The organism is Rhizobium sp. PP-CC-3G-465 (assembly GCF_004343445.1).
GTDB lineage: Bacteria > Pseudomonadota > Alphaproteobacteria > Rhizobiales > Rhizobiaceae > Ferranicluibacter > Ferranicluibacter rubi.
Window position 1 is genome coordinate 1,763,425 of sequence record NZ_SLYH01000001.1, and the last position, 14,487, is coordinate 1,777,911.

At 65.1% G+C, this 14,487-nt stretch carries 12 protein-coding genes and 1 riboswitch; of the genes, 7 read left to right on the plus strand and 5 right to left on the minus strand.

Annotated features, from left to right (window positions below):
- Positions 1–34 precede the first annotated feature (34 nt).
- Positions 35–844, plus strand: coding sequence for a TlyA family RNA methyltransferase (locus tag C8J33_RS08310; RefSeq protein WP_132663694.1), 810 nt, complete (start codon positions 35–37; stop codon positions 842–844).
- The gene (locus C8J33_RS08315; protein ID WP_132663695.1) at positions 841–2,091 is read left to right on the plus strand and encodes a class I SAM-dependent RNA methyltransferase; all 1,251 of its coding nucleotides are present in this window, start codon (positions 841–843) and stop codon (positions 2,089–2,091) included. The genes C8J33_RS08310 and C8J33_RS08315 overlap by 4 nt, the downstream gene beginning before the upstream one ends.
- A gap of 688 nt (positions 2,092–2,779) precedes the next feature.
- Here the strand turns inward: C8J33_RS08315 and C8J33_RS08320 are convergent.
- Positions 2,780–3,532, minus strand: coding sequence for a crotonase/enoyl-CoA hydratase family protein (locus tag C8J33_RS08320; RefSeq protein ID WP_132663696.1), 753 nt, complete (start codon positions 3,530–3,532; stop codon positions 2,780–2,782).
- A gap of 9 nt (positions 3,533–3,541) precedes the next feature.
- The gene (locus C8J33_RS08325) at positions 3,542–5,305 is read right to left on the minus strand and encodes an acyl-CoA dehydrogenase (protein ID WP_132663697.1); all 1,764 of its coding nucleotides are present in this window, start codon (positions 5,303–5,305) and stop codon (positions 3,542–3,544) included.
- A gap of 211 nt (positions 5,306–5,516) precedes the next feature.
- On the opposite strand from C8J33_RS08325, the gene C8J33_RS08330 reads away from it, so the two are divergent.
- The gene (locus C8J33_RS08330) at positions 5,517–6,509 is read left to right on the plus strand and encodes a transporter (protein ID WP_132663698.1); all 993 of its coding nucleotides are present in this window, start codon (positions 5,517–5,519) and stop codon (positions 6,507–6,509) included.
- Positions 6,510–6,584: 75 nt separating this feature from the next.
- On the opposite strand, the gene C8J33_RS08335 is transcribed toward C8J33_RS08330, so the two are convergent.
- Positions 6,585–7,040, minus strand: a complete 456-nt coding sequence (locus C8J33_RS08335; protein WP_110799873.1) for a BA14K family protein — start codon at positions 7,038–7,040, stop codon at positions 6,585–6,587.
- Between the two features lie 162 nt (positions 7,041–7,202).
- Here C8J33_RS08335 and C8J33_RS08340 point away from each other — a divergent pair, with 162 nt between their 5' ends.
- Positions 7,203–8,252, plus strand: a complete 1,050-nt coding sequence (locus C8J33_RS08340) for a glycoside hydrolase family 25 protein (protein ID WP_132663699.1) — start codon at positions 7,203–7,205, stop codon at positions 8,250–8,252.
- Between the two features lie 78 nt (positions 8,253–8,330).
- Here the strand turns inward: C8J33_RS08340 and C8J33_RS08345 are convergent, their stop codons facing one another.
- Both C8J33_RS08345 and C8J33_RS08350 read right to left on the minus strand, forming a co-directional pair.
- The gene (locus C8J33_RS08345; RefSeq protein ID WP_132663700.1) at positions 8,331–9,449 is read right to left on the minus strand and encodes a hybrid-cluster NAD(P)-dependent oxidoreductase; all 1,119 of its coding nucleotides are present in this window, start codon (positions 9,447–9,449) and stop codon (positions 8,331–8,333) included.
- A 16-nt stretch (positions 9,450–9,465) separates the two neighbouring features.
- Positions 9,466–10,710, minus strand: a complete 1,245-nt coding sequence (locus C8J33_RS08350) for an aromatic ring-hydroxylating oxygenase subunit alpha (protein ID WP_110799876.1) — start codon at positions 10,708–10,710, stop codon at positions 9,466–9,468.
- 170 nt (positions 10,711–10,880) lie between these two features.
- A riboswitch (cobalamin riboswitch) is annotated at positions 10,881–11,073 on the minus strand.
- A 308-nt stretch (positions 11,074–11,381) separates the two neighbouring features.
- Here C8J33_RS08350 and C8J33_RS08355 point away from each other — a divergent pair.
- The 3 genes from C8J33_RS08355 to C8J33_RS08365 all read left to right on the plus strand — a co-directional run bounded on the left by C8J33_RS08355 (position 11,382) and on the right by C8J33_RS08365 (position 14,473).
- Positions 11,382–11,975 (plus strand): DUF6656 family protein, encoded by a 594-nt coding sequence (locus C8J33_RS08355; protein WP_110800122.1) that lies wholly within the window; start codon positions 11,382–11,384, stop codon positions 11,973–11,975.
- A gap of 68 nt (positions 11,976–12,043) precedes the next feature.
- Entirely contained in the window at positions 12,044–13,015 is a 972-nt protein-coding gene (locus C8J33_RS08360) for an L-threonylcarbamoyladenylate synthase (RefSeq protein WP_132663701.1), read from the plus strand.
- Between the two features lie 24 nt (positions 13,016–13,039).
- A complete protein-coding gene (locus tag C8J33_RS08365; protein ID WP_132663702.1) occupies positions 13,040–14,473 on the plus strand; it encodes an FAD-binding oxidoreductase in 1,434 nt (477 codons plus the stop codon).
- Positions 14,474–14,487 lie beyond the last annotated feature (14 nt).

The window sequence follows — 14,487 nt, forward strand, 5'->3', positions numbered from 1 at the left end:
GTCAGCCGGGCCCTGACACGCCATGACAGGCGCCATGTCAAACGAACCAAAAACCACCGTCCGCCTCGACCAGCTCGTTCTCAACCTCGGGCTCGTCGCCAGCCGGTCCCGCGCACGCGATGCCGTGCAGCGCGGAACCGTGCGGGTCAACGGCCGCGTCGTCACCAAGCCGAGCTCCACCTTTCCCGACGATGTGACGATCGAGATCGACGATCCGGTCCAGGCCTATGTCTCGCGCGCGGCGCTGAAGCTGAAAGCCGGGCTCGATCATTTCGCGCTGTCGCCTGAAGGGCTCGACTGCCTCGATATCGGCGCCTCCACTGGCGGCTTCACCGAGGTGCTGCTGCATGCGGGTGCCGCGCACGTCATTTCCATCGATGTCGGGCACGGGCAGTTCCATCCGCGCCTCGAGGCCGATCCGCGCGTCACCAACATCGAGGGCCTGAACGCGCGCGTGCTCGACGAAGAGCATCTGGAAGACCGCGAGGTCGGCATGGTCGTCTCCGACGTTTCCTTCATCTCGCTGAAGCTCGCTCTGCCGCCGGCGCTCGATCTTGCCGTGCCAGGCGCGCTCTGCATTCTCCTGGTGAAGCCGCAATTCGAGGCCGGCCGCGATTTCGTCAGCAAGGCGGGACTGCTGAAAGACCCCTCGACGGCGCCCGAGGTGGCGGCGGAGCTGGAGCGCTGGCTCGTGGAAGAGATGGGCTGGGAAAGCCTCGGCCTCATCCCCTCCCCCATTACGGGCGGTGACGGCAACGAGGAGTTTCTTCTCGCCGGCCGCAAGCCTCTGGACGACGGCGAGGATGCCGATCTCGACACAGAGACCGACGAGGACGCGGCATGAGCGCGGAAACCGCGACGATCGAACGGCTCGGCCTGCAGGGAGACGGCATCGTCTCCTCCCCGTCCGGGCCCGTCTTCGTGCCCTTCACGCTTCCCGGCGAACGGGTGACGATGGCCGTCAACAAGCAGCAGGGCACGGTGATGTCGCTGCTCGAACCGTCGCCCGACCGTGTCGCGCCCGCCTGCCGGCATTTCGGGCCGGAAGGCGAGAATGGCACCTGCGGCGGCTGCACGCTGCAGCATGCCGGCGACGACCTCTACCATGCGTTCAAGCGGCAGATCGTCATCGACGCCCTGCGGTCGCGCGGCATCGAGACGGAGGTGGCGCCGCTCGTCATCGCCCGCCCCGGCGAGCGCCGGCGCACGGTCTTCACCGCACGCCGCACCGAGAAGGAGCTGCTGCTCGGCTACAACCAGACGGAAAGCCATCACATCGTCTCCATAACGGAGTGTCCCATCGCGAGCCCCGGCATCGTGTCGCGGCTCGCAGCCATCCGCATCATCGCAGCAGCGCTTGCCGCCAGTGCCGAGCCGTTCCGCATCACCGTGCTGGAGACGACGACCGGGCTCGATCTGGCTGCCGAGGGCATCAAGGCGCTGTCGGACAGGCACCGGCAACAGGCGATCGAGGCCGTGCTGAAACTGCGCGGCATCGCGCGGCTGGCCGTCAATGGCGAGACGATCGTCGAGCCGCTGAAGCCGCTCATCACCTTCGACGGCATCGCGGTCTCGCCGCCGCCCGGCGGCTTTGCGCAGGCAAGCGCCGTTGCGGAGGCCGCGATGGCGGAGCTCGTCATGACGCATCTCGGCAAGGCCAAGCGGGTCGCCGATCTCTTCGCCGGCACCGGCACCTTCGCCCTGCGCATGGCCCGCAAGGGCCGCGTGCATGCCGTGGAAAGCGAAGAGAAGGCGCTGAAAGCGCTCGATCTCGCCGCCCGCAACACGCAAGGCCTGAAGCCCGTCAGCATCGAAAAGCGCGATCTCTTCCGCCGGCCGATGATGACCTCCGAGCTGAAGGTCTACGACGCCGTCGTCTTCGATCCGCCCCGTGCCGGCGCCGAGGCGCAATGTCGCGAACTGGCGCGCTCGACGGTCAAGACCATCGTCGCCATATCCTGCAACCCGCAGACGCTGGCACGCGATCTCTCCATCCTCATAGAAGGCGGCTACCGCGTCACCAAGGTCACCCCGGTCGATCAGTTCCTCTGGTCATCCCACGTCGAAGCGGTGGCGACGCTGACGCGCTAACGGTCCATCATTTTTTTCTAATATTCTGAAAAAGCCCGTGCTACGCTTCGGTCGTTCGTAGCTGAAGCAGAAAGCGCTGCGCCAGCCAGCGCGTCGGGGACGATAAGCCTCCCCGACCTTGGCATAGGCTTTGCTGTCGAACAGGAGTGAAGCAAATGGGGTATCTACCCGTTGGTATCACGCTTGAGATAAGGAAAACCCGCACCGGCTGGCAAGTCCAGGTGCGAGTCATATTCCTAGTCTGAGCGAAAGGCAGTCGGAGTTCGCGCTTCGGCTGCCACTCCGCTAATATACAGCCTTGTCTGCCGGGTGCAAGACACGTCGAGCCACCTCGTCGGCTGCTCCGACGATATAGAAGAAATATCTTATATAAAGAATTTCGTTCTGCTACGCTTGGCCGTTCGCAGCCGAAGCAGAAAGCGCTGTGCCAGCCAGCGCGTCGGGGACGATGAGCCTCCCCGACCTCGGCATAGGCTTTGCTGTCGAACAGGAGTGAGGCAAATGGGGTATCTACCCGTAAGCATCACGCTTGAGATATGGAAAACCCGCACGGGCTGGCGAATGCGCGTGCGGGTTCTATTCCAAGTCTGAGCGAAAGGCAGCCGGAGTTCGAGCTCCGGCTGCCACTCCGCTAATATACATCCTGATGCTTCCTGCTGCAAGACACCGCAGGCCCTTCCGGGCTCCGTCAGCGCTTGGAGAGGAAGGCCATGAAGGCGGCTTGGGCCTCTGTGCTTTTGAGGCGGGCGGCGAAATGGTCCGCTTCGAGGTCGATGCGGGCCAGGGTTTCCGTGGTGTCGCCGCGCAGGAGCTGCCGGGCGATGCGCAGCGCCTGTGGCGGCTTGGCGGCGAGCATGGTGGCGGCGGCGAGCGTTTCCTCTTCCAGCGCCTCGGGTGCGACCGCTTTCCAGACGAGCCCGACGGCGACGGCGTCTTCGGCAGCGATCGGCAGACCGGCGGCGAGCAGCGCGAAGGCGCGCTGATGGCCGATGACGCGGGGGACGATGAGGCTGGAGGCGGCCTCCGGCACCAGCGCGAGATCCACGAACGGGGTTCGCAGCTGGGTGCGGGTGGAGATGACGGTGAGATCGCAATGCAGGTTCAGCGTCGTGCCGATACCGATCGCCAAGCCATCGACCCCGGAGACGAGCGGCTTGGTGGCCGTCGCGAGCACATGCAGAAAGCCGAGGACCTCCGTTCCCAGCGTTTCGCTCATCGCCATCTGGGCGAAGTCGGCCATGTCGTTGCCGGCGGAAAAGCAGCCGGGCGTGCCGAGGAAGACGATGACGCGAACGTCGTCTTCTGCCTCGGCCGCAGCGAGCGCTTCCGTCATCGCCACATACATGGCGCGGGTAATGGCGTTCTTCTTTTCCGGGCGGTTCAGCCGGATGACGCGGATCGCGGCGTCCGGCTTTTCGATGAGGATCGTCTCGTCGGTCATATCAGGGTCTCAGTTCAGCGCGATGCGCGCAGCCTCGAGGCTGTTGGCGCCGTGGAGGATGGCGTCGGCAAGGGCTGCCGTTTCGCCGAGCAGGTTCTCGGCGAAGAAGCGCGCAAGAGCGATGCGCTGCGGCTGACGGCCATCCTCCACCACGACCGCCGCACCCTTGGCGAGAAGCACGCCGGAGAGGACGAGGCCGAAGAGGCGTTGGTAGGCCGTGGCACCGGCAAGGGCTGCCGCCAGGCGTCCGGCGGCGAGTTCGGACTGGAGCCAGTCGGTCGCCGTGATCAGTTCGCCGATCGCCTTGTCGAGACGCGCGGCGGTTTCGCCCCATGCGCCCTTGTCTCCCTCGACTGAGGTCACGGCTTTCGCGATCGCTGAGAGTTCGGCAATCAGGCCGCGCACATGGGCGCCATCGCCGAGGGGCAGCTTGCGGGTGACGAGATCGATGGCCTGGATGCCGTTCGTGCCTTCATAGATCGGCGCGATGCGCGCATCCCGCAGCAGGCGGGCAGCACCCGTTTCCTCCACGAAGCCCATGCCGCCATGAACCTGGATGCCGAGCGAGGCAACCTCGACGCCGACATCCGTCGGGAAGGATTTCGCGATCGGGGTCAGGAGCGCTGCACGATCCTGCCAATGACGCTTTTCGTCGCCTTCAGCCTCGTGGGCGCGATCGACCGCCTCCGCACAGAGATAGGTGATGGCGCGCGACCCCTGCGTCAGCGCCTTCATGGTCAGAAGCGTGCGGGCGATATCGGGATGATCGATGATCGGGCTGGCCGTGGCGGCACCGGGGGCCTTGCCCTGACGGCGCTCCCGAGCATAGGCAAGCGCGCCCTGCGTGGCGGCTTCCGCCATGGCAACACCCTGGGCGCCGACCGCGAGGCGGGCGTTGTTCATCATGGTGAACATGCAGGCAAGCCCGCGATTTTCCTCGCCGATCAGGTAACCGACGGCGCCCGCCTCCTCGCCGAAGCGGCCGTCGCCATAGATCATGGTGCAGGTGGGCGAGGCATGAATGCCCAGCTTCTCCTCGATCGAATGACAAAAGAGATCGTTGCGCGCGCCAAGCGTCTCGTCTTCATTGACGATGAACTTGGGCACGAGGAACAGGGAAATGCCGCGCGTCCCCTCGGGCGCATCGGCCAGGCGGGCGAGAACGAGGTGGACGATGTTGTCCGTGAAGTCGTGTTCGCCCCAGGTGATGTAGATCTTCTGGCCGAAAATCCGGTAGGTGCCGTCGTCGCGGCGTTCCGCACGGGTGCGCAGCGTACCCAGATCCGAACCGGCATGGGGTTCGGTCAGGTTCATCGTGCCTGTCCACTCGCCGGAGACCATCTTCGGCAGGAAGCGGGCCTTGAGCGCATCGGAACCGTGCGCGGCGAGCGCTTCTGCAGCACCGGCGGTCAGCATCGGCGCCAGCGCGAACGCCATCGAGCCGCCGTTCCAGATTTCCATGGCGGCGATCTGCAGGCGGTGCGGCAGGCCCTGCCCGCCCGCCTCCATCGGCGCGGCAAGGCCATTCCAGCCGGCGGCAGCCCAGGCGCGATAGATCTCCGGCCAACCGGTCGGCGAGCGGACCTCACCATTGGCGAGCTTTGAGCCCTCCTTGTCCCCGCGCGCGGCCGCAGGTGCGATCGTCGCGTCACAGAAGCGGCCCGCCTCCCAGATCACGGCCTCCACGATATCCGCATCGACGGACGCGTCGCCATCGAGACCTGCGATATGATTGAGCGTGAACAGAATGTCGTCCACAGGGGATGTGTACATAAGGTTCTCCTGCCTTTGCCGGCGCCCACCCGTCTTCTCCTGCGCCGCGGGTCAAATTATTGATTTTTACGTAAACGTCAACTGGGAGATGCGCGATTGATCGCTAATGTTCCCGATCTCCCGGCCCGGTTTGCGAGGCTTCATTTTGCCTTGCAACGAAACTGTCATAGAACGTCGATACAGCACGACTCCGACTGCCGGACATTCTGTCATGAACCTCGTTTCTCCCGAAATTCCCGGCCTCGTCTGGGCCTATCGCTTCCGCCCGGGACAGGGCCGCGGCGAACGCATTTCCGCGGATGCGCCATTGGAGACGTTGACGGAGGGCGAAGGCTGGCTCTGGCTGCATCTGGCGCTGAGCGACGCGCGCACGCCGGCGCTGATCCAGAAGATCTGCGACCTGCCGCCGGACGCGCTGGCCACCCTGTCGAGCCATGATACGCAAGCCGCGATCACGACCGACGAGGCCATGGTGCACGGCACGCTGGTCGATTTCGAGCGCACCTTCGACCAGATGACGAAGACCATCGGCTGGCTGCATTTCGTCGTGACCGACAAGGTCATCGTGACGACGCGGCTGCATCCGCTGCGCAGCATCGACCGGGTGAAGGCGGCGATCGAGAAGAACCCGCGCTGCCTGCGGCCGATCGACCTTTTCGAGATGATGGTGATCGAGTTCCAGCGCACGCTGATCGGCCTCGTGCTGGAACTGACGGAGGAACTGAACGTCATCGAGGACGAAGTCTACGGAGAGGCCGGGCACAACGACCAGCCGCGGCTAGCGCCGCTCCGCCGCACCGCCGTCCGCCTGCACCGGCATCTGCGGACGCTGCTCGCTCTTCTCAGACGAGCCGCGGCATCGGACGAAGACGAGGTTCCCACGGGCTTCATCGACGTCGCCGAACGCCTGACCGACCGGCTGGAAACGGTCGACCGCGACGTCTTCGCGCTGCAGGAACGGGCGCGGCTGCTGCACGAGGAAATCGACAGCAAGCTCTCCTCCGAGACCAACCGCCACCTCTACATCCTCTCGCTGATGACCGCCTTCCTGCTGCCGCCGACGCTGGTCACCGGCTTCTTCGGCATGAACACTAGCGACCTGCCGCTGGCCGGCGGTATCCACGGCACCCTCATCGCCGGCGTTTTTATCGTCATGTCCATGGCCTTTGCCTGGACCATCCTGAAACGAATCGGGATTCTTTGACACAGAGGTCATAACGCGCAAAAGGCACCGGGGAACCGATGCCTTTTGCGTATTCAAGCCTGCAGGTTCAGCCGATCAATACGGCGAGTTGCACTGGCGACGGGGACCGTTGTTGGGCTGGTAGGTGTTGTCGTAGGCGCGGTAGGAGCGATAACGATCCTGGCACCAGGCGACATGGCTTCCACCGACGCGGGCCGGGCGGTCGTTGTTGATGGCGCCGCCGATGATCGCGCCGGTCGCAAAGGCTGCGAGCGGGAACCAGACGCCATTGTGCTCACGGTAACCGCGGCGGCGTTCGCGATAGCCGCGATGGCCATTATAGTAATAGGCATCGCCACGGCGATGCATGCCGCGACGGCGCCAGTCGTCGCGGTCGCGATCGCGATACTGAACGGGCTCGGCCGCATTCGCCGTCTGGACGGGCTTCTGGACCGGAATCGGCACCATGGCCTGGACGGGGACGAACGATGTGACGAAAAGCGCGGCCGAGAGGCCTGCGGCCGAAAGGAGCTTGGCGTTGAAGAGACCCATTGTTTCCTCCGTGGATTTTTATCGAACGACGGCGAGGCGCACGACGTTCACTGGTCTGACAACGGCCGGAATCGTCGTTGGTTCCCTCTGTGACAGACACATGACGGGCGCAGGCGGCCAAAATTAACGGCGCGTTAACCATGTGGGCGCAGCATTGTGCGCATGCGAAACATCGCCCGAACCATTGCCGGCGCGTTCACTCCCTCCTCTCTCGGGCGATGGCCAGTCGTGTCGCTGGGCCTCCTGCTGGCATTGGGCGCCGTGTTCGCGCCACAGCCCGGCCTTGCCATCGATCTGGAGCCCTGGAAGACGCCGGAGCCGGCGCTGGTCATCGATGCCTATGAGCTGAATATCGTCGACTGGCAGGAGATGCTGAAGGACAAGCGGATTGCGGGTTTCGTGTCGAAAGCTTCCGACGGTCTGCCGGAGAGCTTTTCCTGCACCGGCGACCACAAGGGCGATACGTTCGCGCACTGCAAGACGATGTGGCGGAAATATGCGGTCAGCCGCGAGCTTTACCAGACGCGGCGCATGGTGGCGCGGGCAAGCGGATTGCTCTGGGGTGCCTATCACCTCGCGCGGCCGGGCAACCCGATCGAGCAAGCGAACCACTTCCTCGACTATGCCGAACCCGCGGCCGACGAGCTGATGGTGCTCGACATCGAGGGCATCGACCCTGACAATTTCATGTCGCTCGAAGATGGCGAGATCTTCGCGCAGCATATCAAGACGCGCACGGGTCGGTATCCGATGCTCTACACCAACCACTCGACCGCCCGCCACATCGCCGACAACCGCGCGCTCTATCCGATCCTCTCGCGTCTGCCGCTCTGGTACGCCCGCTACAAGCCGGGCATCCGCAACGTCTTCCCGATGGGCAACTGGGACAGCTACGCCCTCTGGCAGTTTTCCTCCGGCGCCAACTGCAACAAGCGCCGCTGTCCCTACCGCATCAGTGGAACCCTGCCCGATATCGACGTCAACGTGGCGCCGATGGATGCCGCGCGGCTGAAGGTGGAATGGGCGAAGGGCGAGCTGTTGCCGGAAAAACCGCTGCCGCCGGAGCCCGCACCGACCCTCGGTCCGCCGGTCATCATGCTCGTCTCGGCCAACGGCACCCGCCTGGTTTGCATCGGCACGCAAGCGATCGGCGTGGACGCGATGACGACCTCCTCCATCGGCGTTCGGGGCACGCGGATCGCCTTGCGCTAGAATACCGACAAGCTGCGGCACGTTGTCTGAAGGCGCAGTTTCCCCACCCTCGGTCATCGTATCAGGCCGTCTCGCCGCTCAAGCCTCGATCTGCACGTCCGTCAGCGGGCGGGAGCAGCAGGCGAGGATGTAGCCTTCTTCGATGTCCTCGTCGAGGATGCCGCCATTGTGGTTCATCTCGACCTCACCCGAGATCTTCATGACGCGACAGGTGCCGCAGAGGCCGCTTTCGCAGGCGGCGCCGATGCGGACGCCGGCGGCGCGGGCGGTCTGGAGGACGGTCTGGCCGGGGATGCATTTCGCCTCCTTGCCGGCCATGGTGAAGGTGATGCTGGGGGCGACGATCGGCTGGTCGGTATCGGCCTCGCCGGAAGCATCGCCAGGACCGGCGCGGACGGCGAGTTCGTCGACATTGGGGGCTGCCGCCGGCTGGAAGCTTTCCTCGTGGTAGCGGGCCATGTCGAAGCCGGATGCCTGCAGCAGTTCGCGCACGCCGCGCATGAACGGTTCGGGACCGCAGCAGAACACCGTTCGGGACATGAAATCGGGCGTCAGCAGCGCCACCTTGGCGGCATCGATGCGGCCGCGCAGGCCGTGCCAGCCGTGGCGGGGCTCGTGGCCTTCCACGACGAAGCCGAGCGACAGGTTCGGCATGCCGGGGCTAAGCGTTTCCAGCTCGGCCCGGAAGAGCAGATCGTCGGGTCGGCGGGCGCAGGAGACGAAGGCGACATCGGTCTGCGGCGCGCAATCGGAAAACCAGCGCGTCATCGACATCATCGGCGTGATGCCGGAGCCGGCAGAGACGAACAGGTATTTCTCGCCGGGATAGCGCACGAAGGAGAAGTCGCCGAGCGGGCCGAAGGCCTTCAGCGTCATGCCTGGGCGCAGGTTCTGAAACATCCAGCGGGTGCCGATCGACGTCGCCTGCGCCTTCACCGTCACGGCGATGGAAAACGGACGCGAGGGCGTCGAGGACAGCGTGTAGGTCCGCATCACCGGATCGTCCGCCGTCACCGGGATTTCGAGCGTGACGAACTGGCCCGGCAGGTAGCGGAACCAGCCGTCGCGATCCGACTTGAACACGAAGGTCATGACGTCGGGCGCCTCGAGCGTCACCGCGATGCATTCGAGCAGGTGCTGGCGATCGTTCCAGGGCTGGAGTTCGTCGAAGTGACGGAACGGCGATACGACGGACATGCTACCTTGGCTCATGTCAGGCCACGCGCACGAGCGGCGCGCGGACGCCCGTCAGGCGCTCCTGCATGAAGTTCGTGTACCACTCGACGAACTGCATGACGCCGCCCTCGTGCTCGGGCGAGTAAGGGCCGGGCTCATAGGCCGGCGAGCGGATGCCGAAGGCGTTTTCCTCGACGATCTGGCGGTCCTGATCGTTGGTCTCGGTCCAGACGTGGGTCAGTTCCTCGAGATTGTAATCGACACCTTCGACGGCATCCTTGTGGACCAGCCACTTGGTGGTGACCTGCGTCAGTTCGGGGCCGAGCGGCAGCACGCGGAAGGTGATGGCGTGGTCGGCCAGCACATGGTTCCAAGTGCTCGGGTAATGGAACATCAGCAGCGTGCCGATATGGCTCTGGGGCACGGCGTCGGACAGGCGGCGCTTGACGGCGCGGGCACCGGACATGGTGTAGCTCTCGGCATCCTGAATGAGCGGCATGCGCGCGACGCGGAACTGGCCCGTCGCATCGATGCAGAATTCGCTCGGCAGACCGGAGGCTTCGCAGCGGCTCCAGTGCTCGGAGATGACGGGATCGTCCTTCGCACCCTGGACGCCGGTGGCCGACGGCGCCTCGGGATAGGTGCGGCAGAGCTCCGGGTGGTTGCTGGCGCAGTGGTAGCACTCGCGGTTGTTTTCCCAGACGAGCTTCCAGTTGCCCTTCTCCACGATGGTGCTCTCATAGGCGACCTTCGTGTCCTTGAGATTGTGCGGCGCGAGGTAGGACGTGACCATGTCGCGCACGGGCGCAAAATCCAGCGGCTCGGCGGCCAGGCTGATGAAGATGTAGCCGGCAATGGTCTCGCAGGCGACGGGCTTCAGGCCGTGGGCGGATTTGTCGAAGTCCTCGCCCATCTGGCGGGCGAACATCAGCTTGCCGTCCAGCTCGTAGGTCCAGTTGTGATAGGGACAGACGAGCCGCGCCGAGGCGCCCTTGGCCTGGGTGCAGACGCGCGAGCCGCGGTGGCGACAGGCATTGTGCAGGGCATGGATGGCGCCCTGGCGGTCGCGGGTGATGACGACGGGATAGTCGCCGATCTGGACCGTGAAATAGTTGCCGGCCTTGGGGATCTCGCAGTCATGGCCGATGAAGAGCCAGTCCTTGTACCAGATCTCCTGCAGGTCGAGCTTGTAGAGATCAGGATCCGTGTAGAATGCCTGCTCGAGGCTGTGGGTCTCGCGCCGGTTCCGGAGCGTGCGGAGCACTTCGCTGCGAAAATCCATGTTCCCGTTCCTTTATACCACGGACCTCGCCAGGAGGTCGCAATCCCAAGGCCCGCTACAGGCCAACTTAAGGGCTGGTATGGCCGGGAAAGCCCTTCGAAGCTCACACCCGGCAACCCGCCGCACCAAGACATTCACATCAAAGACCGTAACATTGGCACATCAAAGTCCGTCACATCGGCCCCAAGACAGGTGTTCGGGCTCAGGGGCATCTCGCCATGCCGACCTTGGGGATGCTAACCCCTGACAAGGATCTGCCGGCTTCATACTCCACCACCGTTGCGGGCGCAGCGCCGGGTTTCGACCGGCTTCCCAATGTGTCCGGATCCCTTTGAAACCGGCGCCTTGAGCCTCTCACTCTAACGCCGCTCCGGCCGATTTCAGAGGCCAAGAAGCGACACGCGATTTGAGAAAGGCGACACGCGCATTTGCGGGCCATTTTTGAGGCTTCGTGCGCCGATCCTTCAAGATAAACAAGACGATGCGAGAAATTTCGGCAGATGTCGCTTTTCCGGTCAGGCCGATGCGTCGTTGCCGGGTGCGCATTTGCGACATCGAGGCACGCGCGCCTGCTGCCCGCCCCGAGGCGAAGGGCCGGATGACGCAAGCCTCGCGCCATGGCGGGCCTGTAAAACCATGCAAAAGGAAGATCATCCATGCTGGACCAGACCATGGCCAACCTGCGCTACTTCGATGATGCCAAGGCTCCCAAGGAACCACGCGGGGGCGTCTACACGGATTACCTGCGCACCGGCCGGATCAACCGCCCGACATCCGAGGCGCGTGCTGCAAAGCGCTACCTGACGCACAAGGAAGTGGCCGAACGCACGGGCCGCAAGCTGGAGGCCGCGGGCACGCTCGCCTACGACCGCATCAGCGGCTTTCACGCGTCGATCCGCTTTCCCAAGATGATCTTCCACCGCACGCTCGATGGCAGCCCGCATCTCGGCTACTGTCATGTGACGGCGGCGCGCACCAAATTCGCGGACTACGACGATGTCCGCTGGTCGTTCTACATGGCCAACTTCTTCTGCGAAATCGGCAAGGACGAACATTTCTTCGACGATGTCCGCCGCGGATATTCGCGCATGTATTTCGCCGTCGCGATGGACCTCGACCGCGAGCAGGGCAAGCTCGTGATCAACCGGACCGTCCGCGACGGCGGCCTCCTTTTCCGCACGCAGGACCCGAAGACGGCCCTGAAGAACGTGCTGATGCTGGGCGCCCGCAACGACGCCCTGCGCACGATCATCCGCGCGCTCTGAGACGCTTTGCAGCCGTTATCGTTTTGCACTAAGACGTCCACCTCATCGGGACGGAAGCGCGAGACGGCATGGCAGAGATCATCGAGACGACCCTCGACCGGGTGCGGGCGCTGGAGCGCGCCGTGGATGTGCTCGGCCAAGGCCGGCCGATCGCGCTGCCGACGGAGACCGTTTACGGGCTTGCGGCCGATGCGACTCGGGCCGATGCGATCGCCTCGATCTATGAGGTGAAGGGCCGGCCGCGTTTCAACCCGCTGATTTCGCATGTGTCCGACATGGAGATGGCCGAAAGCCATGGCTTGTTCGATCCCGTTTCGCGTCGGCTGGCGGAGGCCTTCTGGCCGGGGCCGCTGACGCTGGTGGTGACGCGGGCGCCCGGCAGCGCCGTGCATGCGCTGGCGACGGCCGGGCTCGATACGCTCGGGCTTCGGATGCCGGCCGGTTTCGCGCGCGAGGTCATTGCCGCTTTCGGCAAGCCGCTGGCAGCGCCCAGCGCCAACACGTCGGGGCGGATCAGCCCGACGACGGCGGCGCATGTGGCCGACGATCTCGGATCGGCCATCGACCTTATTCTCGACGCCGGACCGGCGGGCATCGGGCTCGAATCGACCATCGTCAAGGTGGAGAACGGCCAGCTTCGCCTGCTGCGTCCCGGCGGGCTGGAGGCGGCCGACATCGAGACTGTGGCCGGGCAGCGGCTTTTGCGGCAGGATTCAGCCGGTGCCACTTTGGAGGCGCCGGGCATGCTTGCCTCGCATTATGCGCCGGGTGCGGCCGTTCGGCTGAATGCGACGGATGTGCGGCCGGGGGAGGCCCTGATCCGCTTCGGGGGCATGGCCCTTCCCGGCGAGGCGGCGGCGGTGATCGTGCTCGATCTCAGCCCATCCGGCAATCTGCGGGAAGCCGCCGCCAACCTCTTTTCCTATATGAAGCAGGCGGACGCCACGGGCGCCCGGACGATCGCCTTTTCCGCCATTCCGAGCCAAGGCCTCGGCGAGGCCATCCGCGACCGGCTGGAGCGCGCGGCGGCCCCCCGCTGATCCTGCCATCTTGAGAGCACCGTCATGACCAACACCGTCCCCTCGCCCGATCTCGTCCAGCGCTTCGTCGATCTCGTCGGCGGCCATGCGGAGGTGGGGGCCGATGTCGAGGATCGCTATCTGGTGGAAACCCGCGGGCTCTATCGCGGCACGACACCGGCGGTCTTGAAGCCTGCCAACGTCGCGGAGGTCTCGGCGATCCTGACGCTTGCCAGCGAAACCGGTGTCGCCATCGTGCCGCAGGCGGGCAATACCGGCCATGTGGCCGGGCAGATCCCCCGCACGGGGGCTGCCGACATTCTCCTGTCGCTGGAGCGGATGAACCGCATTCGCGACGTCGATCCGGTCGGCAATGTCATCGTGGCGGATGCCGGCTGCATTCTCGCCGATATCCAGACGGCGGCCGACCGGGTGGACCGGCTGTTTCCGCTGTCGCTCGGCTCGGAGGGCTCCTGCCGGATCGGCGGCAACCTCTCGACCAATGCCGGGGGAACGGCGGTGCTCGCCTATGGCAATATGCGCCAGCTCTGCCTGGGCCTCGAAGTGGTGCTGCCGACCGGCGAGATCTGGGACGGGCTGCGGCGCCTGAAGAAGGACAATACGGGATACGATCTGCGCGATCTCTTCATCGGCGCGGAAGGCACGCTCGGCGTCATCACCGGTGCGGTGCTGCGGCTGTTTCCAAAGCCGCTCGGGCATGAGGTGGCCCTTGCCGGCCTGCGCACCGTCGAGGATGCGCTGGCGCTATTCGAGCGGGCGTCCACGCTGTGCGGGCAGACGCTGACCGGATTCGAGCTGATGCCGCGCATCGGCATCGACTTTTCGGTGCGCAACATTCCCGGCGTCACGGACCCGATGGCGACGGTGCATCCCTGGTACGTGCTGATCGACATCTCCAGTTCGGACAGTGCGGAAAGTGCCGGGCGCACGATGGAGGCGCTGCTCTCCGGCGCCATCGAGAACGGGCTCGTGGACGATGCGATCGTCGCCTCCAGCGAGGCGCAGCGAAAGGCGCTGTGGCACATGCGCGAAAGCCTGTCGCTGGCGCAGCGGCCGGAAGGCGGGTCGATCAAGCATGATGTGTCGGTGCCGATCGCCAGCATCCCCGCCTTCATGGCGCAGGCCGATGCGGCCGTGATGGCGGCGATACCCGGCGCGCGGATCTGCTCCTTCGGCCATATGGGCGACGGCAACATCCACTACAACATCTCCCAGCCGGTCGGTGCCGACAAGCAGGCATTCCTCGAACGCTGGCGGGAGATGAACGCGATCGTGCACGGCCTCGTGCTGGCCCATGGCGGCTCGATTTCCGCCGAGCACGGCATCGGCCAGCTGAAGCGCGACGAGCTGGCGGAGGTGCGCTATGGCATAGAGATCGACCTGATGCAGCGGATCAAGCATGCCTTCGACCCGGCCGGGATCATGAACCCGGACAAGGTGTTGCAGATCAAGCCATAAAGCCGCGGCGGCCG